The sequence below is a fragment of the Selenomonas ruminantium subsp. lactilytica TAM6421 genome, from assembly GCF_000284095.1.
Taxonomy (GTDB): domain Bacteria; phylum Bacillota; class Negativicutes; order Selenomonadales; family Selenomonadaceae; genus Selenomonas_A; species Selenomonas_A lactilytica.
Map to the genome: position 1 here is coordinate 89,374 of NC_017078.1, position 22,120 is coordinate 111,493.

A 22,120-nucleotide genomic window follows, 5' to 3' on the forward strand; every position below is an offset into this window, starting at 1 on the left:
GCGATTCAGAATGAAATACGTATGCAGCAAATGCGGTCATGAAGAAGATGTTCAGATACTGAAGATAAAATGCGATTGCGGCGGCTTGTGGAAGCTGGACTTCCAGCCGCCTAAGTTCAGCCGGGATTTGATTGACCAGGATACCTGGAGCATTTTCCGCTATCGGAAGTTTATGGCTTTGCCTGATGAAAGCTGGCGGCAGGTTTCTCTGGGTGAGGGGATGACCCCCATCATTCCGTTGGATGAAGATGTGCTGGTGAAGATGGACTATTATATGCCCACCCTTTCCTTCAAGGACCGGGGGGCTGCCGTATTGGTGGCTTATATGAAATGGCTGGGGGTCAAACATGCCGTTCAGGATAGCAGCGGCAATGCCGGTAGCAGTGTGGCTGCTTATGCTGGCCGCGTGGGCATAGATTGCGAAATCTTCGTTCCCGAGGGAACCTCCGACAAAAAGATCCGGATGATTGAGGCACATGGCGCCAAGGCAAATGTGGTTCCCGGTAATCGGGACCATTGTGCCGATGTCTGCCGGGCTAAGGTGGAAAATGAAGGCGTGTATTATGCCAACCATGTGTATAATCCCTTTTTCTACGAGGGAACCAAAACTTATATATACGAAACCTTTGAGCAGTTGGGCAGAATTCCGGAGCATATCTTCATCCCGCTGGGCAATGGCACCCTGTTCATCGGCGTCATGAAAGGGCTGGAGGAGCTGCTGGCCAGCGGAGCCATCGACCATTTCCCTCAGGTCGTGATTGTGCAGAGTGAACGCTGTCAGCCCTTTATCAAGGCCATGGAAAAAGGCGGTCATGACATTTCTCCGGAGCCGGTGGAACGCACGCAGGCAGAGGGAATCGCTATCGGCTTACCCATGCGGGGCGCAGAGATTCTGGACTATATTTATCGCTACAAAGTGAAGGCGGCCACCATTCCTGAGGACAAGATTCTCGCTGCCCGGGAAAAGCTGTCCAGCAGGGGTATATATGCAGAACATACCACCGCTGCTGTATATGACGGCGGATCTGGACTGGTGTCTCCAGCAGGAGCGAATTGCTGTGGCGGAGCTAAATAAGCGGCCACTGATCATTTACCGGCGCTTCCAGCAGGTGCTGCAAGAGGTCTTTGACAAGAAGCAGGTGGAGCCAGAGATCTACTGCCGCAATGATGATGCCCGGACCACTATCCTCTGGGCCAATGCAGGCCTGGGGATTGGTATTGCGCCCCTATCGGCAGTGGATTTGGCTGCCCATGAGCAGCTGCATATCAAGATTATTGATGAGCCGTCCTTGGAAACTCATATTGCAGCGGTCTGGAGGCGGAATACGAATCTTTCCCGCATCGGCAAGGAATTTTTGACAGCCCTTTGCGGTTTGAACACTGTGGCAGCTGTAGATACAAATCAGGAGGGAAAATAAATAATGTCCAATGAGGAAATGAAATCTGTGGCAGCAGCCTGTCCCTACTTTTACTGGAAACTCTTCCAATCCACCTTTCTTATCAGTGCCTTTACGGTCGGCGGCGGCTTTGTGATTATTCCATTGCTGCGGGCCAAGTATGTGGATGAATATGGCTGGCTCAGCGATAAGGAAACCTTGAACCTGGTGTCCATTGCCCAGTCCATGCCCGGTGTGGTAGCCGTCAATGCTTCTATCATCTTGGGTTACCGCATGGCAGGCATCCCTGGAGCATTGACGGCTTTAGCGGCCACCATCCTGCCGCCCCTTATCACTTTGTCCGCTATTTCCTGTGCCTATGACTGGTTTGCCAGTAATCTCTATGTGCGCTATGCCCTGAAGGGAATGCAGTGTGGGGCTACAGCGCTGATTGTCAATGTGGCCATCGACCTGCTGCAGAAGCAGTGGCGGAAGAAACTCATATGGCCCCTGGCCATCATTGCGGGCACCTTTGTGGCCAATTTCTTTTTCGGTATCAACATCATGCTGCTGGTGGTCATTGATGGCATTCTGGGGCTATTGTTCTTGCGCAGTGCGGAATATGGGAAATAAGGGGGAGACGAGTTCATGATTTATTTGACCTTATTCTGGGAGTTTGCCAAAGTCGGCATTTTCTGCGTGGGTGGCGGTTATGCCTCGATGCCGCTGATTCAGGCCGCGGTGGTGGATTCTTATCATTGGATGAGCCTGGGGGAATTCGTGGATATCTTCACCATTTCCCAGATGACGCCGGGGCCGATTGGCATTAACGCTGCTACCTTTGCGGGCATGAAGATTGCCGGGACTTTCGGTGCCGTCTGTGCTACCGTGGGATTTTGTACGCCCTCCCTTATCCTGGGCATTGTTCTGGCAAATCTCTTTTTCAAATATGGCGATATCGGCCCCATCCGCGGCATCCTCAACGGCTTGCGGCCTGCCGTGGTGGCGCTGATTGCCGCCGCGGGCATCAGCTTTGTGGTGCTGGCCCTCTGGAATACGGAAACACTGCCGGTCGACCTGACCACCATTGACCCCTTGGGGGTAATCATTTTAGCTGCTTCCCTGGTGGCTGTGCGCAGGAAAATCGGTGTGATAAAGATCCTGGCTGGTACAGGGTTTGCCGGCTTGGTGCTGGGCATCATCCGGCAAACCCTGGGGTGATATCAACGGCAGAAGGTAATCGCAAATAACAGTGCCGATTTGGACTGAAGGCAAAGAGGTATCAGGCTGGGAAAATTAGACAGACTGACCCCATATCATCGGGACTGCTGCCGTAAAGTTCACTAAAAAAAGAGGCTGTTGCAAGTGCTTTTCACTTGCAACAGCCATTTCGATAATGTTTAAAGGAATTATATTTTGGGGAAGTGGTGACGATGAGGCGTCATATGGGGGGAGGGGGGATTACTTCCTTGATTATAATCTATCATTTTTCGATACATATTGCTAATGCTTTATCTATGTTTGTAACGATGTTTCAGTCAATGTCAAATAATTTGTATCAATATTACAATGCAGACGGGGGTTATGGCTTGTCTGCATTGGTTCCCTTTGCCTGTAGCCTGCGCTGGCCTTTACAAAAGCGGCGAAGATCTTTTGGCTGTTCTGATCCTTGAACCAGGAGAATTCCGGGTGCCATTGGACGCCCCAGACAAAATTCCGTTGCGGATAGTGGACCGCTTCGATCAGGCCATCATCGGCTATGGCCATTATTTCAAGGCTGTCTGCCAATTGATGTATGCCCTGATGATGGTAGCTGTTTACGCCCAAATGAGTTTCTCCCAGCAGGGAAAAGAGCGGTGAGGTCCTGGCAAGGGAGACGCCATGGGCAGTCCTGTCGTATGGTGGCGTCATATGATGCAGGCAGTCAGAGGGCCTTTGCAGGGGCAGATCCTGATAGAGGGTTCCCCCCAGAAAGGTATTCAAAAACTGCAGTCCCCGGCAGATTCCCAGCACGGCCATGTTGCGCTTCAAGGCTGTTTCCAGCAGGATATTTTCCATCCGGTCGCGCTGGGGGGAGCATTCGCCGCATGACGGCAGCTTCCTTTCGCTGTATTGTTCGGGATTGACGTCCTGCCCGCCAGTCAGGAGGATTCCATCGCAGAGACCTGCGGCTTGGAGGATTTCCTCCTTATCCGTGCTCAGGGGCAGAATTAGGGGCATCCCTCCTGCTGCCCTTATGCCATCCAGATAGCCTGGCAGCATCCACAGGCTCTTCCGGCCAATATCCACCAGGGGAACAACACCGATTATTGGTTTTTGCATCGCTTTTCCGCCTTTCTGTTGGTTATCCTATTGTGGCGCAAAAATGGGGCTTACGGAATATTCCATAAGCCCCATTGCTTGTTACCAACATTTTACCTCATGTCAGTCTGACCTGTCAATTTTATTCAAGTGCCTGTATGTGTCAAGAAGTTCTCGGTAAATTTTGCCTGTATACAAATGTATGCTATTTATAGACTTTTTATGCTATGGCTTTAGCCAATTTTCCTATCGAGCTGCTACTTGGTGCATCAAGATGAATCTGGCCACGCCGCACTCCTTGGGTGCCGGTGGCAGCGCCTATGTGTGGTGCCGCCTTTGCCTATCTGGTGGTGAGCACGTTCCATATCCTTTGAGACGTCCCATTTCACTGCGCCTGCGGCCCAGGTGCTGGTGGTGGATGATACCCCCATGAACCTCACGGTGGTGCGGGGCCTGCTGAAGCAGACGAAAATCCAGGTGGATACCGCCGTCAGCGGCTATGAATGTCTGGAATTGGCAGGGACAAAAGCATACGATATGATTTTCCTCGATCACCGGATGCCGGGCATGGACGGCATAGAAACCCTGTAGGCTCTCCGGCAGGCGGCGGATCGGCTGGCCTGGGAAGAGATGCGGGAAATCTTGTCCTGACACAGAAAAGGGGGTGTTGCACGTAATGTACGTGCAGCACTCCTTTTTCGTGCAAAAAAAGATGGGGTTGTTGCAGGTGATCCCTCACTGGCAACAGCCCCGTTTTAGCCTGCGCAGCGATAATCAGACAGGGCCAGGTCGCTTAATATTTTTGTATTTCTTACGATATAATATAGAGTGATAAAAATACGATGCAGACGCTGTCTATGCAGCAGAATTAATTGAATAAAACAGGAATTTTATATACTTTGACGAATAATATAAATACAAATTTTATTAGAACTCATCATTGGGGTTCAAGCCATAGAATTCAGGAGGCAGGACTATGTTCGATATAAAGGAAAGAAAATTGACCGTTATGTTGATGGCAGCATTATGCTTCAGTGGTGGCACCGTTGCTTTGGCCGCACCGCCGCCGCCACCGGTAAATCCCCGGGATGATGCTGGCCTGGAGATGCGCCGTCAGCGTGAGGAGGCTGAGCGTGAGCGCCTGCGCCAGCAGATGGAGGAAGACCGGAAAAAACAGGACGAGAAAGTCCAGGGCAATACAGAAACGCCTGCCAGTGCAGGGGAAGCTGAGGTGAAGTTTGTCCTGAACAAAGTCACCATAGATGAATCGGCTGTCATCAAGGCTGACAAATTCAACGAGATCACGGAACCTTATCTGGGCAAAGAGGTATCGCTGGCCGACCTCACTGCTATCGTAGAAAAGATCAATGGGCTCTATGCGGCTGAGGGGTATGCCACCTGCAAAGCATATCTGCCCCAGCAGACCATCGAAAATGGCCATGTGCATATCGCCTTGATTGAGGGTAAGACTGGTGAAGTCTCCATTTCCGGTAACAAGCATACGAAGGAGAGCTATATCCGGAACCGCCTGCCTCTGCGTAATGGCACGGTACAGAACTTCAATGAGCTGAACAAAAAGCTCTTCCGTTTCAATGCCACCAATGATGCCCGGCTGGGGATTACGGTGAAGGCAGGGAAGGAGCCTGGCACAACGGACTATGAGATCGTGCTGCAGGAACCGAAGAATGATGTCTTCACCATGTCGGCGGATAACAGCGGCGGCAGCAGCAATGGCGAATGGCGTGAGGGCTTCTATTACACGAACCGCAGCCTGTCGGGGCGGCGGGACAGTCTGACCGCTAGCTATACCCGTGCCAAGGGGCTGAATTCGGTGGGCCTTAATTATGCAACTCCCGTGGGACGGCAGGGGGCAAAATTGTTTTTTGATTACAGCACCTCCACCAATGAGCTGATTGAAGGTTCCATGCGTAATCTTAAAAGCAATGGCCATGGCTGGTATTTAGGGGCAGCCTATCTCCAGCCCTTAATCCTTAATCAGACCACCCGTACGGAGGCAAAAATCGGCGTCTACCGGCAGAACTCCCAGACGGATATGCAGGATGGTGCTGTTCCCTGGCTGGACAACTGGGCCAACAACCTCTACCTGTCCTTTGCCATGACCAGCTATGGGAAGAGCAGTGCCTTCTACCATCAGCATTATTTTGGCATAGGCCATGCAAATGCCTACCAGGCGAATACTGGAACTTATGCCAAAAAGGATTATTCCCTTTACCGGCTGAACAGCCTGTACCAAAAAAGCTGGCAGAACGGCCATATGCTTACGGGACGCCTGAATCTGCAATGGAGCGGAGTGCATGACCTGCCTTCGGCGGAACAGTTTTTTCTGGGAGGTCTGAACAGTGTGCGGGGCTATAAGCGGGATCTCGTCAGCGGGGACAACGGCATGACCTTTAGCGCAGAATACGCCATCCCGCTGAACCGGAAACGGACGGCCTCCATCTATGGCTTTTTCGATTATGGCGACATTTTGGGGGACACCGCCTATGGAGATCATCTGCTGAAAAGTGTCGGCCTTGGCCTGAAGGCCAATATCAAGCAGACAGTCTATATGGATCTTTCCATCGGTTTCCCGCTGGAAAAGGAACTGAACGGCAGCCAGGTATCCAAGACAAGGATTCACTTTGGCATGAATGCGCAATTTTAACGGATTAGGAGATTCAAGCGGAAGGAGCGAAAAACCGTGAATAAGACATATAAGATCATCTGGAGCCATGTGCGGAAGTGTTATGTGGTGGTTTCGGAATATGCCAAGAGCCACGGTAAGAACAATACGAGAAGTGTCCTGGCGCGGGTAGCACCTGTCCTCTTAGGTGGGGCTATGCTGGCATCGGCAGTAATGCCGTCATTGGCTGCGGCGCAGGATATTGAAAAAGTCAGCGGTGCGAAGTTCAACGACACGGTCAACAATATCTATGCAGATAAACTGGTGAATTCTGTTGCAGTCAATGCCTTCAAGAACTTTAAACTGGATGCAGGGAATATTGCGAATATGCATATGGGCACTGCTCCGGGCAGTACGAATGCAAGCAGTCTGGTAAACTTTGTCAATAATCAGGCCAGTATCAGCGGTACGGTCAATGCGGTGAAGAACGGCGGCATTGGCGGCAACCTCTATTTCCTTTCGCCCAATGGCGTGGTGGTAGGCTCTACTGGCGTGATCAATGCGGGCAGCGTACACCTTATGGCACCTTCCCAGTCGGAATACAATGCCATGGTGGGGGACAGCGGTGTCAAGGATACAGGCTTCTCCCAGCGGTGGAGCAAGATACAGGACGGCTCCATTGCCCTGAATGCCGATGCCACCATCAAAGTGGCCGGTAAGATCAATACGGTGGATGGGGCAAGCCTCCGGGGCGGCAATGTCAATCTGGAGAGCGGTGCCAGCGTTGTGAGCAAGGACAGCCTTGACTTTTCCAGTCTGGTCAATATTTCCGGGACAAGTGCGGGCCTTGCGGGGAATCTTTCCCTGCAAAAATCCAGTGACAACGGGAAAATCGTGCTGGCAGCTGTGGGAAACAGCGGCACCACCAGCGACTGGACAAGCATAGAGCTGAAACCTACGGTCACTGTGGCTGAAGGGGCAACTGTCAGTGCCGCAGGTGACGTGTCCGTTACGGCTACGGCCAAGAATGAGGAAGCCTTTGCCCTGGGAACCGTTGAAGCCACGGTAAACGCCAATGGCGAGATTACAGGCAAGAATGTCAACATTGCTGCCAAGGCGGAAGATGTTTTCGTCACCAATGGCGGCGACCATGCGGCTTCCCTGCATAAGTTCTTTACCGGCAGCGGCAGCTATGATGTCTTAGGGGCAGGCGCCGATGTGCTGCGCCTCATTGATGTGGATACGGTGCTGGCTCTCCATCATGTAAAGGCTGAGACCAATATTGGCAAGAATGCCGTTATCAAGGCCACGGGCGCAGATCCTTCAGACGGGAAGGCTCTGTCCATTACCGCCGACAGCACCCTTACAGCGGGCATGGCCACCAATCCAGATGGCATCGTAGGAGGAATTCTGGATATTGTCAACGACCGTCACCTGAAGTTGCGCCAAGGAGCCCAGAGCACCTCTGTGGCGGTGGCCAAGCTGGACAACAAGGCCGTGGTGAATGTGGAAGGCACCCTGCAGACCGACCAGGGCGGCGCTAAAGTCGCTTCCAATGCCTCGGCTTCGCCCACCGTCAGTGCCAAGGAATCCCTGAGCAAGACCGACAATGTCACGTTGGCGCTGGGCATCGGTGTGCTGGTAGGGGAGAATACCAGCGAAGTCAATCTGAAGGATACGGCAAATATACAGAATATTGCTAAGAGTTTTAATGCTTCGGCAGAGTCCACGGAAAAAGTCTCCCTTACGGCAGGCGCCAAGGCCACGTCCAATGCCATGGCCGGGACGGCTGTGGCGGTAATGGACTATGACTCCTCTGCCGACCTCAAGGTGGATACGGCCATCCATGCCGGTGGTGAGGTTAATCTGTCTTCCAAGAACACCGTCAAGTCCAACAAGATCAACGCCTCCAATTCCATCGGTGCTTCCACCCAAAGCGCGGAAAACATGGAACAGAGCCTTTTTACCAACAGCAGCAAGTATATCGGCAATATCAAAAACACCATCGTGGACGGGGTATTCAAGAAGTTCTTCAAGATGGGCTCCCCCGAGCAGGAAGCATCTCTCTTTGAGGATGCCAAGTCCCTCTTTAACGCCGGAGCCAGTGTGGCAGTGGCCTCCGAGACGAATACGGCCAAGACTACCCTGACGAAGAATGCGGATATTCAGGCCAATGGCAATGTGAAAGTCACCAGTGACCTGGCAGCAGACAGCACCCATATGTATGCCTCCGGCTCCATGGGCAATGCTGCCCAAAAGAAGATTGACGAGAACAACAAGGAAAGCGTCCAGAAGGTAAAGATCCAGGCCTCGGTGCTGGTGGCTGACCTGGATAGCTCTGCCCAGGTGGTGGTGGAGGAAGGCGATGCGGCAAAACACGCTAAAATCAGCGGCAAAGATGTGACCGTTACCTCCACCAGCAAATTCACCCATGTCATTGACGAGCTGAAGAAGGCCTTTGACGACAGCAGGGAAGCCATCGAAAAACTGGATGATGCAGAACTTACGACAGCTTGGACAAACCTTGCCCTGGTGGTCAACAATTACCGGACGGATGCGGCCACGGTGGGGGATATTGCCCCCGCAGCCATGGCCGTGCTGGATGCCCTGAAAAAATACCCCTCTGCCTATACCTCCATCGCCTCGAAGGTTACGGCCTTCCTGAAGCTGGAGAACTATGCCAATTTCTCGGTCTCCTCGGCAACGGAAGGCGGCAGTGACAAAAATCCATCGTATAACCCCACCCGTGATCTGTCCAAGGATAATGCGAAGCTGGCTATTGCCGGTGCCGTGGACGTGGCCCTGACGGATGACAGCGCCAAGGTCAATTTGGGGAAATATGCGGATATCAAGGGCACGGGCGCAACCACCATCAAGGCCGGGCTTGAACGTGCCGATACCTCCCTGAACGGCAACTTAGGTTTGCAGACCGGCGACCAGAATGCCGTTGGTGGCGTGGTCTCCTTCTTCAAGGCTGACCGCAATGCCGAAGTCACCGTAGCAGAAGGCTCGGCGCTTGCGGGAAATACCTTGTCCGTGAACGCTGACAGCACCACTACCCATGTGGATCTGGCCACGGGGGCCAGTATGGGCGGCGATAGCGGCGTCAAGGGCATGATCACCTATGTCATGGGAGATAATACGGCCAAAGTGGATATTGCGGGGAATACTGCGCTCAAATCCACTGGTGCCATGGATATCACCGGCAACAACACCGCCAATCTTATGAATATTGCCGGCTCCTTCGGCTTTGGTGCAGCCACAGGGGTAGGGGCATCTTTGGCCTTGAACGATATGGAAGTGAACAGCATTGTCAACGTGGGCAAGGCCACTATCAATGCAGGCAGCTTGAAGGCAACCACCGATCTGGATGGCAAAATCAATTCCCTGGCCGTAGCTGGTGGCATTGCTGCAGCTTCCGATGATGACGAAGCAGGGAAAATGGGCAAGCTCACGGCCAAAATCACCAACAATAAAAACAAGGTGATGAACGTCTGGCGTTCGGCCAATGACAAACTCAACTCCATCGTGCCGGATATTGTCAAAAAGGCCGCAGACATCAAGGAAAACAAGAAACTCAAGACGGACAACGTGGCCAAGAACCCCACCGCCAACAAGAAGCTGTCCGATATCAGCGTGGCCGGTGCCGGCAGTGTGGCCATCAACCTGCTGGACAGGACTACCCATACCATTATTGATGGGGCCACCATCACTCTGGGAAGTGGCGACCGGAATATTGCGCTTTCCGCTACAGATTCCGGCTTTACCGGGGCCTGGGCCGGAGCCGCAGGCCTGACCTTCAATACCCGCAAGCTGGGTGGCCAGAACGAGAACAGCACCAATGTGGGTGTGGCAGGTTCTGTGGGCTGGTCTGATCTGGACATCGATACGGTTTCCGCTATCCGCAACAGCAAGATCACGAATGCTGCTGACATTACCAATGAGGCAGAGCGCAGCGGTGCCGTGGTCTCGGCAGGCCTTGGCCTTGCTGTGGCCACTTCCGGGGCAGCAGCCGGCGGCTCCAGCTATACAGGGGCGGCTTCTGTCTCCGTGGCGGATATTGACAATACTGTGAAAGCAGAACTTTTGAACAACACGGCAACTGCCGCCAGCGTCACGAATACCGTGACGGATTCGGACACTTTAGTGACCGGCGGCGTCAATGCCTCCATTGCCTCCGGCAAATCCAAGAGCGCCGCAGTAGGGGGCAGTGTGGTCTACAACCGCATCGACAACAATCTGGATGCCCTGATTACCGGGGGTAACTACGCCCTGACCGGGAATCTTACCAATACGGTCAGCACCGGCATTACCGAAGTAGGGGGAGCAGTGGGCCTGGCTGTGGCCGCTTCCTCCGGCAGCGGTGCCAAGTCCTATGGCTTTGAGGGGGCTGTTGCCTATAACAGCCTGAAGAATACGGCCAATGCTGTCCTGGACGGCACCAAGATCACCGCCAAAAATGTGACGGTGGATGCCCGGGACACCAAGGATGTTTCCAAGCAATACGATACTTATATCAAGGATAGGGGTCTGGATTCCGATGGCACATCCTATGCAAAAGCCATCGAGGATGCTCTGGACAGTGAAGGCAAGGCCAATATCTCCTCGGAGGGTGGCAATGTCATTGTAGGGGCAGCTCTGTCTGCTGCGGCCTCTCTTGGCGAGAGCGGCTCCGCCTCCGTGGATGCAGCCCTTTCCATCAGCGAAGTGGACAATGACTTTACGGCGGCCATCAAGAATGGCAGCGATATCACGGGCAGCGGTATGCTCAATGTCAAAGCGGACAGCAAGACTCTGGCCATCGGTGCAGCCGCCGGGGGCAGCGGCACTTCTGACGGCTTTGGCGGGGCAGGCTCCTTCAGCTGGCAGACCGACAGCAATGATGTGCGGGCTGAAATCAGCGGCTCCAATATCAAGAATATGGTCGGCAATATCGTTAACGCCAGCACCGCCGCTAAAGATATCAATGTGGCGGGCCAGGTCTCCGTGGGCAATGTGGCCACGGGGCTGGCTGGGGCTTACAACCGTCTGGAAAACACCACCGGCGCTTATGTGCAGAATTCGCAGTTTGCAGATAATACGGCGAAAACCATTGCTATTGGTGCCCAGAATGAAGGCCGGGTTTATGCTGTGACCGCAGGTGTGGCCGCTTCCCGGGAGAAGCTGGCCGCCAATGGTGCCGTAGCGGTAAACAGCGGTGCGGATAATATCAAGGCAGAACTTTCCGGTGGCACGGTGAAGAATGCCACGAGCATTTCCGTTGCCTCCGAAGACGATACGAAGAAACTGGCGGTGGCCGGCGGCTTTAGCCTTTCCCAGGGAGTAGCTATTGGCGGTGCTGTGGCTTATAATGCCATTGGCGATACGGACCGTCAGGTCAACAGCGCCACGATCAGTGGCACCACCATTGACCATAATACCTCCAAAATCAATGTCACGGCTACGGATAACTCCGGCCTGACTACCATTGGCTTTGGCGTGGGCCTGGCCAACGGTTCCCCGGCAGTGAACGGCGCCGCCGCCGTAGGGCTGAAGTCTGCCGATGTGACTGCCCAAGTGGTCAATACGAATGTCAAGAACTCTACGGGCAACATTTCCGTCAAGGCCAGCACCGATGATGATTTCAGCACCAATGCCGCCGTGGCCGCAGTGGGCGAGTCCGCAGCCATTGGCGTAGGCGTGGGCGTCACCCGTGACGAAACCCATACCACGGCCAAATTCTCCGGCGGCAGCTTCACCGGCAATGATTTTGACCTGGGAGCAGCCAGCCATGCAGACATCACCACGGTAGGTGTCGGTGGCGGCGTAAATTACGGCAGCGGTCTGGGCCTGGCCGGTTCGGCTACCGTGAACCTTATCGACACGGAGACCAAGGCTCTGGTCAACAATGGTGCCAATATCAGCGCCAAGTCCCCGGCTATCACGGCCATCAGCGATGAGAAGATTGCCAACTATGTAGGGGCACTCTCTGTTTCTTCTCAGGGGGCAGCCATCGGGGCTTCTGTCAGTGTCAATGAGATCGACAGCGAGACGGAAGCGGCTGTTGAAGGGGCAAATACGGTCATTAAATCCACGGGAGATGCAACCCATTCTGTCAAGGATACCGTCAGCGATGACGCTATCCTCGACAAATATGCGGATCAGGATCTCTTCAAATCCTCCGATAGCCTGAAGGATGCCCGCACGGCCAAGAGCTACACGGGCTTACTGGTGGATGCCTCCGGCACCCATACCATGAAATCCTTCCTGGTGAATGCCGGCGGCACGGGTACAGGTGCGGCCGTAAATGGCACGGTGGATGTGAACCTGATTGGCGGCTCCACCAAGGCCCGCATTACGGATGCCAGGATAAATAATGCTTCCGCCAATAAGAGCAATGTGAATGTCATCGCCCACGACTATGCCAATAGTGCAGGGGGCGTGGGTACGGTGAACATCGCCATGGAAGGGGGCGCTGTGGGCCTTGGTTCTGACACCAATAAGATTACCCGCACCACGGAAGCCTCCCTGATTGGCCCCTCCGCTAAATACGATTTGTATGCCAATGATGTAAATATCGAAGCCAAATCCCGTCAGGGCGTAGGTTCCTTTGCTGCCGGCGCTTCCTTTGCCGGTGAGGGGGCCGCTGTCAATGCGGCTTCTGGTGTGACTCTGCTGGATGGCACCACCAATGCCTTCCTCAAGAATGTGAACATCAAGAATGCCGGCAATATTTCCCTGACGGCAGATCATCTTTCCCGTTCCCATCTTATCGGTACGGTGTTCACTGGCGCAGGCATTGGCGCAGGCCTGAGCATTGCCGTGGGCTATGTGTCGGATACGGGCACTACCGAAGCTACGGCAGAAAACATCAATGTGGAATATGCTGCCAACAAGAAGGGTGACCTGAATGTCAAAGCCAATAATGAGATGAAGGTCAACTACACGGAAGTGGGGGTAGGTCTGGCCGGTATCGGCGCAGGTCTGGCCGGTTCCATCGGCGTTTCGGAAGCGGGCAGCACCGCCAAGGCTCAGCTCAAAAACAGCACCATCGGCACGAGCGGCAAACGGGCGAAGAATGCCAATATCACCGCCAATAACCAGCTGATCCTCGACCAGAAGGCCGGTGTGGGCTCCGCCGGGGCAGCCGGTGTAGGCGTGGGCGTTTCCGTCAACAAGCTGGACAGCACCACCAATGTGAATATCGAAAACAGCAAAGTCTACGCCGGAGCCATCAATGCCGGAGTCAGCGACAACAAGGACATCTGGCAGACTGCGGGCAATGCCTCCGTAGGCGGCTCTGCCATGGGCCTCAATGTCATGGTGACCAATGTGGGCAAGGATATTTCCTCAACCTATGATGCCGGTGACGGCAAGACCAAGATGAACGTCAGCAATGTCTTTACGGATATAAACGATGCGATGAAGGCTGGCAACCTCTCGAAAGAAGAATCCCATGGCGTGGTGGATAGTGACGGGAAAAATATCACCAATACCCGTGACACCGTGACCATGACAGCAAAGAAGAAGGATTCTGCCTCCGGCCTTACGGTTATGGGCAGCACTTTGGATTCTGCTGGGGATGTGACCCTTGAGGCAGACGCCAAGACCAATGCCGAGATGAAGAGCGTAGTCGCTACGGCAGGGGGCAGTGCGGCCGTCAGCGGCACGGTGGCCATGCTGGATGTGGCAGGCAATTCCGTAGGTGAAGTCCGTAACTCTGCCATAACGGCCAATTCCGGTGATATTACCATTGCCTCCTATCAGGGCGGTCTTTCCGAGCTGGAAGTCAAGCAGGGTTCCCTCAGCGGCACGCTGGCCCTGTCCGGAGCCTATGGCAAGGTCAGCAAGGGTGGCCTTACGGATCTGCAGCTTTCCGGCAATACGATGAATGCCAAAAATATCGCGGTAGTTGCCGGTGATGAAAGCCGTGCCAAGATTGACGCTTTGGGTGCTTCCGGGGCCATAGCCGGTTCCGTGAATGTCCTGATTGGCGAGGTGGAAAACAAGGGCAAGGTATCCGTGGCGCTGCAGGGCGGCAACACCATGAAAGCTGAAGATTCGCTGCTGGTGGCCGCTTCCCGTGGGCCGGAAAAGGATGGCCAGAAAACCGCTGAGGTAACCACCCAGGCTGTTTCCGCTGCTATTGGTGTAGCCGGTACGGGGATCTCTGCCACGGCTCATGACGCCAGCGAGACGGCAGTAACCCTGAATACAGCAAAAAACAAGAATGCCAACAGCCTGAGTGCAGGCACCATCGGCATTACTGCCCTGAACTCCCCAAATGTAAAAACGGAGACCAAGTCTGCCGCCGCTTCCCTGTTGGTCAGCGGTGCCGTAACGGTGGCGGATTCCTCTGCCGGGACGAAGTCTGCACCGGTGAAGAGCACCGTGGATATCGGCGATGGCACCAGCCTCCTGGCCGATGAGACGGAAATCCTCGCCCAGAACGAAATCGGTCTTATCACCGACATGAAGGGACTGGGCATCTCCGGCTATGTGGCGGCCCAGGTCAATACCGGCCGGGCAGACGCTTATGGCAATTCTCAGATTAACCTTGGTAAAGTAAATGTTCAGGAACGTGGCATTCTGATGGCCATGAGCAATACCAATGTGACCAAGGATATCAAGGCTGCTGGTGTCAGCGCTGCCGGACTGGTGGCTTCCGGCACCAATGTGGCCAAGAGCGACAGCGTGCTGAATTCTGCCATCAATGCCAATGGCACCAATGACAAGCAGCTGCAAATCGCCCTGCTCCTGAGCACGGCTTCCGAGGACAATACGGCCAGAGCTGACGGGGATGGCGGTGCCGCAGTGGACATCTCCCCCTATGCCGCCAAACTGGAAAACAGCCTGACCACCAATACCAGAACCAATGTCAGTGGTAACTGGAATACTTCCCTCTTTGCGGCAGGAGCGGAACTTACGGATAAGCATGACTTTACCACCGATGCAACAAGGGCAGCCATTGCCGGCGGCAGCGGCGTAGGCATCACCAATACGGCTACCCACACCACGGCCATCAATGTGAATGATGCCAATATCAAGAGTAATTTCACTCAGGGATACAATGCCAACAACAATATTGACTACAAAGATACCCAGAAGGCCGGCAGCTACGGCGGCGTCACGGGCAGCGACTCTGCCGTGAAGAATACCATCAATGCTGCTGCCGATGTGAACATCACCGGCAGTACCCTCAAAGGGCTGGATGAATCTTCCCTGCGAGCCCAGGCCAAGACTGACAGTAAGATTGTGAGCAAGAATAATGTGGAAGGGGCAGGCGTTGTCCAGATTCTGGTGGGCAGCAGTGACAGCGATACGTCCTTTACCGACCGGGTGGCGGTGAACAATGCCAATCTCTCCACGGAGAGCGGCGATATTTCTCTGGCTGCCACCAGTGATATTGACCATGACCTGGAAGCAGAATCCGTGGATGAAGGCGGCGCTTCCGGCGTTACCACGGTAAAGAACACGAACAAGCTCACCCGTCGGGATAAGGTTGACATTACCGGCAGCTCGAAGCTGGCCAGCGGCCATGACTTGATGCTGCTCGCCGGAGCGGATGAAAACAGGACACCCTCGAACTTCCGCCTCTTGACCTATGCCAATGCCCATAACGCCACCTTTATCCCCGCTGAGACTTCGCCCACCATCAATGAGACGCTGACTCTTGACCGGGGCGTGACGGTGGGCAGTGGTGCCAATACCACCTCTGTGCGCCATACCTATCTCAAAGCAGACGAGGGAAGTTCTTATATTGAAGAATCGGCCCGTCAGTTCAAGATTTATGGCAGTGGCGAAACCGGCACCCGGCGGCTTACCAGCACGGCTTTAGGCGACAGTGAGGTTTCTCAGAATAAGACTGCCAAGGTGGATGTGCAGGGCAAAGTTACCGCCGGCATCCATAATAAGCTGGACATAGATATTACGGGTAATCTCGCCCTGAAGGGATCGACCGCAGCAGATGCCGCCATCGATACCAGCAAAGTCAAAGTCACGTCCAAGCAGGCGTGGTTCAACCCGGCCAATGCATTGATGCAGATAACACGCGAGAATAACTACCTTGACCGCTACAGGCAACTCGTAGAGGTGGCGAAGAGTTACAGCGCAGACAGTATGGAGTACATGGCTCTGAAAAGCGAGGTTGACGCACTCATTCAACTGATGGACGATGCAGGCTTCATCTACAAGGATTCGGACGGAAACTTTGCGATTATCACGGAGTATCCTATTCCAGCGATTAAGTTACCCGATATCAATGTGTCCGGTGGAAATGTATTCGCCGATACAGGGACGCTCACGGGACAGAGTAATATCTCTGCCAACGGCGCACCGCATATCAACATAACGAATAGTGGGAACTCACTGCTTGTGCTGAACAATGTAAAAATCGACGATGGTGGCGGAAGGCTCTATCTTAATGACAAAATCATAAAAGATGAAAACGGAGAATCCGTCATTTCCATAAAATCGACAGGCAAAGCAGACGCAGTATCGACGCCTGATATACTGATTGAGGGCACTGTAGAGAATCTGCCGGGCAGCGTGAACATCGTAAATGACCGTTATGACATTGGCGTAACTGGGGCAGTGAACGGACGTTCCGTGAAGATGTTCGCCGACCATGGAGCAATCAATCTCTCAAATCCTGACAGCCGCTTGAATATCGGTGGCGATCCGATGCCTAAGTTCCAGTTTGATGAGGTCACGGCCAAGAAAATCCAGAAAAAGATCTCTGAGATTGCTATGACTGGCGCCAAGAACTCCGGATACATAAGGTTCGAAACTTACAATGATTACAGGAAATGGCTCAAAGACACCGTGGGACTCACGGATGCTGAGATAAAGTACACATTGGATGAGAGCGCGGGCTACATTGCAGGAGGAAATATCTCGATCAATGCAAAGACCATAAATGTGAATGGCCTTATCCAGAGTGGCTATATGAGCTACAAGAACACCATTACCCAAAACGACCTGACGAAGATTACGCAAGCATCATCTGGTTCTAAACTTGCAGATGATGATGTAATCGGGAATAAGCGATATCAGGTCGGAAAGAGCGGGCAGATCTATAACAGCGACACGAAGTTTTACGATTATGCCGTGCCGGTTTACTACAATCCCACTACAGGGCACTTGTTGACAGAAGATATAGATGTGCGTGGTGGACGAATTGATTTGAAGGGGGCTATAGCCAGCACCGGGAATGGCCGCATCGTGGCGGCAAACGGGCCAGCAGATATTTCCATTGATACCAGCCAGGCAAAAGCCGACCTTTACATTGGAAAAATCACGAATAATGACCGGGAGGGGTTTGTGCGTATCACAGATACGAATGACTATGATTACGATAGTTACGAACGTACGCTCCTTGGCAGGGTAACTGAATTCCAAAACGACTTATATCGCAAATACGATTTGAAATTGGAAGGTGAAAATGAGATACCAGATGACAAAGAAGGCTGGGGGGTAAACAGTTGGGCGTACTATGGAGATCCTTACCCCATCTTCTACTTCAAGCCTAATTCGATGTTTTATCAATGGACGGGCGGTACTACGGGGCAGACCGTGGTGGACAAGTATTACAAAAAATATTATGCCTCATTTTTCGGCCTCTTCAAGCTATGGAGCTATGGTACCACGGATGAGCTGATAAAAAATATCGGCTCGGATATCCAGAATGTCCGTGTTACAACCCGTAGTGCCAGCACCGGGAACGACATGCTGCCAACGGGAGATTTCATCAAGTTATGGAATGATGAACACCTGGGCATGATTGGACCGCGGGACGTGGAGTACGATGGCATCAGCATCTATAGTATTGTGCATAATGTTGGCAATACGGTAAAGGGCAAGGTCAACGCTTCGGAGATGTCTTATACGGACTGGACGCATACGGAAGGTTATGTTACCTATAACTGGACGGAAACGCAGGGGAATTATGTCAGCACTACTTACACGCTTAATGGTTCGAATAGATTTAGCGTTTCTCTCCCTATACCGGATGGTGATATAAACATCCGTTCCGGGGCTGGCGTTTACTTCCGCGAAAATGTTGAGACGGCGACGAATAAGACACATCCGTTAGTGCCAAACTATGTCAAGAAAGGAGTGGGCTCCATCGCTGTCACTGCCGACGGTATTATCAAGACGATGGAAGGAGCAAGGCTCATTACGGACGAACTGGAAGCCACAGGCAAGTCCATTGATGTCCAGCATGGGGCAGTAGGGGCGGATGCAGTGATAAACCTTACGGCCAGAGGCGGCAACATTAACTTTGATTCGGATAAAGGGAATCTGAAAATTCGTCAGGTAAAGATTACGAATGCGCCGGATAACGGGAAAATCAACATTACCGCTGATGGCATTATTGAAGTTTACCCAAACGAGAAGAGTCTTGTTTATAATGCAAAGGGAGAAGTTATCGGCGAAGATTTGGCGACGCTTATCGAAGCTCCAGCCATAACGCTTACCAGTGTAAATGGCGGTATCGGCACCAAGGATAATCCTCTGAGAGTACAGGCAGGAACGTCTGTTACTTCCTCGAATCGTCTGAACTCCAGCCTTACCGCCACGGCTCAAAAGGATATCAACATCCAGCAGCAGGCCGGGGATATGCGTGTGGCCAGAATCGAAAGCAAGGAAGGTGATGTAACACTTGAAGCGAAAAACGGCAGCACCGTGGACGCCAATGGCGGCGTAGATACCATCGACTCCTCGGCAGAGGAAAGGATCGCCCGCTGGAAAGAACTGGGCATGATTTCCGATGCTGACAGCGATGACAGCCGTACGGCGGCAGCAAAAGCTTCCAAGGAAAGGAAACTGTCGGCCATCGAAAGCCGCTTCAAACAACTGGCCGCTACCGAAAATAATGGTGTTCTCACGTTGAACGCTTCACGGGGTGAGGCTTACAAATCCGCTGCTGCTGCTTATGCCAAGGATGCGGGCATTGTCAAGGCCAAGCAGGAATATATCTCTGCCATGCAGGCGGCCACCACTGATGCAGAAAAGGATGCAGCCCGGGCGAGACTCCAGGCGGCCAAGGATGCCTACTTCAAAGGCAAGAGCTTCTCAGCCGATGAACAGAAAGCCATCGTCGACTACGGCGACCTTTCCGTCAGCGACAACTACGGCTGGAGCAAGAACGAGCTGCTTTACGCGGTGCAGAACGGCATCGTGAACAGCCAGGCCGGCGTCATTGACATCGTGGACACGCCCAATGTTTCCGGCAAAAACATCACGTTGCTTGCCCCTAACGGCGGCATCGGCTACGATGAGGCGGAGAAGTATATTAAAAATGAAGACATCACGAAAGAGGAGAACATGAAGTTCCTCGCCAGCGCCAAAGCCGGCGACCTTACCTGGGACAAGGATGGCGTCACCGTGCGGCGGCAGGTGCCCGTTACCCTTCAGGTAACAGACGGCGGCACCGTACAGCTGACGGGCAAGAATAATGTCTATGTCAGTGCCACGGAAGAATCTGCTCTGAATATCAAGGGCGGTATCGACACCGACGGGAATATCCGTCTCTCTGCAGGCAAGGGCGTAACCATTGCCGACGGCACCCAGATTCGTGGCAAAAATCTTACCATCTTCTCCGGTGCAGGCGATATCGGCGCCAAGGATAAGTTCTTGGAGATCATGCTCAACGGCTGGCTTATGGCCAACAGCGGCAACTCCATCTATGTTCATCAGAACGGCAATATGCCACTCACCCTGCTCTCGGCAGCGGCAGGCATGGATGCTTATCTCCGCGCCGACAACGGCATCCGCATGTACAACGGCTATGGCATGGACATGGGCTATATCAACGCGGGCCGCACCGTGGATCTTTATACAAAGCATGGCGATATCGATGACGTGCGCATCCTCGCGAACGGCGCTGTTGTGAACGCCAAGGCTATGGAAGGCACGGTCAAGCTGAAAGGCATCGGCGGCGAGCTGCCCCTCGGCGAAATCGTCGAGAATGGCAGGATTGTGGACATAGAGGCGAAAGCGAGGGAGTGGAAGATAGAGAAGCTGGTTGATGCGTATAAAGAAGCCGCCAGAGAATATGCTGAATACCTCAAAGAGAACAAGGAAACGATCATCAATGCTGTCGATCAGTATTTAGTCGCCGGAGCAAATAAAAAAGCCGCCAAGGAAGCTTATCTGCAGGAAGTAGTCAATAAATTCCTGCTCGATAAGGGCTACAGTGCCGAAGCGATCGCGGCGATCAAGGAGTATGCGTTCAGCGGGGCTGATCCGGAAGCGGCAGTCGCTATTGATGAATTCAAGCAGGCATTTGCCCAGAAGCGAAAGAGGTATGGTTACTCGGATGACGATATCAGTGCGTGGTGGGATACTGTACAGAATTACACGGGCGGCAAGGAAGCTTTGGATGAAGCGGGCGCAGAATCGCGGCTTGCCGATATTGCGAAGGATGAAACTGACCCAGTAAAGAAAGCGGAGAAAGAAGCGGCAAAGCAAAAGGAGGCAGAAGAAGCCGCAAAGGCGGCTGAAGAAGTTGCAAAGCAAAAGGCAGAACCCGCCTGGCAGGAGGCAGAGGCATCCCTGATGCAGCAAGTTGACGTAAAGGTGGCGGAATACGAAGCACTGGCCGCTGCAATCGACGACCTCCTTGCAAACAACAGCGAAGTACGCAGCTCATACAATGCTTACAAGGAAGAATTGGGAGAGCCAGATCACCAGGTGTCGCGGGAAGATCTGTTTTATGATATTGCACGAGCCATGCAAAAAGAAAAAGGAGTTGAGTTCAAGTCTTTTACGGAAGTCATGGGTATGTGGCTGTACGCGAAGGGAGGTTCAAAGGAAATGAAGGAGGCTGGCCACGCCCTGCTCACCGAGATTGCGAAGCAGAAGGTGCAAGGCGAGGGGCAGTTCGTACAGCAGGTCGCTGCGCAAATGGCGCAGGAAGCCAAAGAAAAGCAGGCATCGCTGGAGGCGGAAACCACTAAGTACTTGCTGGCACAGTTTACCCAGGACGCCGCAAACATAGCGGCGCAAAAGGCTGCAGCGAAAAAGGCTGCAGAGGAAGCCGCGGCGAAAAAGGCTGCAGAGGAGCAGAAAGTGAAGCAGTCCTGTTTCACCGCCGACTCTCCGGTGGCGACGCCGAAGGGAGAAAGACCCATTAGTGAGCTTGCCGTCGGCGATGAGGTAATCACCCTGGACCGTAACGGCAGGGAAATCACCGGCACAGTCACCGAAGTCATGACGCCGCGGGAGGAGGAGATTGTCGAAGTTACCTTCTCTAACGGAACGGTATGGCATACCACGGAGAGTCAGACCATCTGGTTAGGGCATGAACAAAACTACGAAATCAAGGATGATGCCGTAGGCAGACCGGCACTTGTGCGCGGCGGTGAAACCATCGCCATAACAAGCGTGAAATACACCGGCAAATACGAGACGGTGTACGACGTCCTGATTGGCGAGGAGGAGGACGAAGACGTGATCTTCGTCGCCGGCATCGCCGCCGAAGGCTACTTCACCAGGGGCGAGCGCGGGCTGTCGTAACAAAAGATGCCTGACGGCCCACGCGGGCAAGCATCGCGGCTTCGGCGGCAACGAGAGAGGCTATACACTGTTCTGATCGTCAGATGCAGACTGTAACCGCATAATGCCCCACAAGCAAAGAGGCTGTGAGCCAAATCCATCCCCGGACATCCCTCACAGCCCCTGATAAGCAAAATCGGCAGGCGCATCGAACCGCCTGCCTTTTCCTTTGCAAAAAAACTCCCGCCAATGCGGGAGCAAATTCAACAAGTTACCTTGGAAGAAAAGATTGGGCAGATGCTCATTGCTGCTAGTGACTATAAGCAGGAAAAATATATAT

8 protein-coding genes are annotated in these 22,120 nt (G+C 53.4%); 7 read left to right on the plus strand and 1 reads right to left on the minus strand.

The window, feature by feature from the left end:
• Positions 1 to 10: 10 nt before the first annotated feature.
• From SELR_RS16165 to SELR_RS16180, 4 genes are read left to right on the plus strand one after another with little or no spacing between them, the layout of a single operon-like run.
• The gene (locus SELR_RS16165) at positions 11 to 1,075 is read left to right on the plus strand and encodes a threonine synthase (RefSeq protein ID WP_014431125.1); all 1,065 of its coding nucleotides are present in this window, start codon (positions 11 to 13) and stop codon (positions 1,073 to 1,075) included.
• The gene (locus SELR_RS16170; protein ID WP_014431126.1) at positions 1,059 to 1,418 is read left to right on the plus strand and encodes a LysR family transcriptional regulator substrate-binding protein; all 360 of its coding nucleotides are present in this window, start codon (positions 1,059 to 1,061) and stop codon (positions 1,416 to 1,418) included. The genes SELR_RS16165 and SELR_RS16170 overlap by 17 nt, the downstream gene beginning before the upstream one ends.
• A gap of 3 nt (positions 1,419 to 1,421) precedes the next feature.
• On the plus strand, positions 1,422 to 2,009 hold the full coding sequence (locus SELR_RS16175; RefSeq protein WP_014431127.1) for a chromate transporter: 588 nt from the start codon (positions 1,422 to 1,424) through the stop codon (positions 2,007 to 2,009).
• Positions 2,010 to 2,024: 15 nt separating this feature from the next.
• Positions 2,025 to 2,597: a chromate transporter gene (locus SELR_RS16180; protein WP_014431128.1), complete on the plus strand. Its 573-nt coding sequence runs from the start codon at positions 2,025 to 2,027 to the stop codon at positions 2,595 to 2,597.
• Between the two features lie 294 nt (positions 2,598 to 2,891).
• Here the strand turns inward: SELR_RS16180 and SELR_RS16185 are convergent, their stop codons facing one another.
• A complete protein-coding gene (locus SELR_RS16185) occupies positions 2,892 to 3,698 on the minus strand; it encodes a gamma-glutamyl-gamma-aminobutyrate hydrolase family protein (protein ID WP_014431129.1) in 807 nt (268 codons plus the stop codon).
• A 390-nt stretch (positions 3,699 to 4,088) separates the two neighbouring features.
• On the opposite strand from SELR_RS16185, the gene SELR_RS18550 reads away from it, so the two are divergent.
• The 3 genes from SELR_RS18550 to SELR_RS16195 all read left to right on the plus strand — a co-directional run bounded on the left by SELR_RS18550 (position 4,089) and on the right by SELR_RS16195 (position 21,801).
• Positions 4,089 to 4,268, plus strand: coding sequence for a response regulator (locus SELR_RS18550; protein ID WP_014431130.1), 180 nt, complete (start codon positions 4,089 to 4,091; stop codon positions 4,266 to 4,268).
• 385 nt (positions 4,269 to 4,653) lie between these two features.
• Positions 4,654 to 6,342 (plus strand): ShlB/FhaC/HecB family hemolysin secretion/activation protein, encoded by a 1,689-nt coding sequence (locus tag SELR_RS16190; RefSeq protein ID WP_014431131.1) that lies wholly within the window; start codon positions 4,654 to 4,656, stop codon positions 6,340 to 6,342.
• 36 nt (positions 6,343 to 6,378) lie between these two features.
• On the plus strand, positions 6,379 to 21,801 hold the full coding sequence (locus SELR_RS16195; protein ID WP_014431132.1) for a leukotoxin LktA family filamentous adhesin: 15,423 nt from the start codon (positions 6,379 to 6,381) through the stop codon (positions 21,799 to 21,801).
• Positions 21,802 to 22,120 lie beyond the last annotated feature (319 nt).

What these genes read in the sequence shown, in the direction of transcription:
- SELR_RS16165 (WP_014431125.1), top strand. Translation starts at nt 11, where the DNA reads ATGAAATACGTATGCAGCAAATGCGGTCATGAAGAAGATGTTCAGATA.
- SELR_RS16175 (WP_014431127.1), top strand. Translation starts at nt 1,422, where the DNA reads ATGTCCAATGAGGAAATGAAATCTGTGGCAGCAGCCTGTCCCTACTTT.
- SELR_RS16180 (WP_014431128.1), top strand. Translation starts at nt 2,025, where the DNA reads ATGATTTATTTGACCTTATTCTGGGAGTTTGCCAAAGTCGGCATTTTC.
- SELR_RS16185 (WP_014431129.1), bottom strand. Translation starts at nt 3,698, where the DNA reads ATGCAAAAACCAATAATCGGTGTTGTTCCCCTGGTGGATATTGGCCGG.
- SELR_RS16190 (WP_014431131.1), top strand. Translation starts at nt 4,654, where the DNA reads ATGTTCGATATAAAGGAAAGAAAATTGACCGTTATGTTGATGGCAGCA.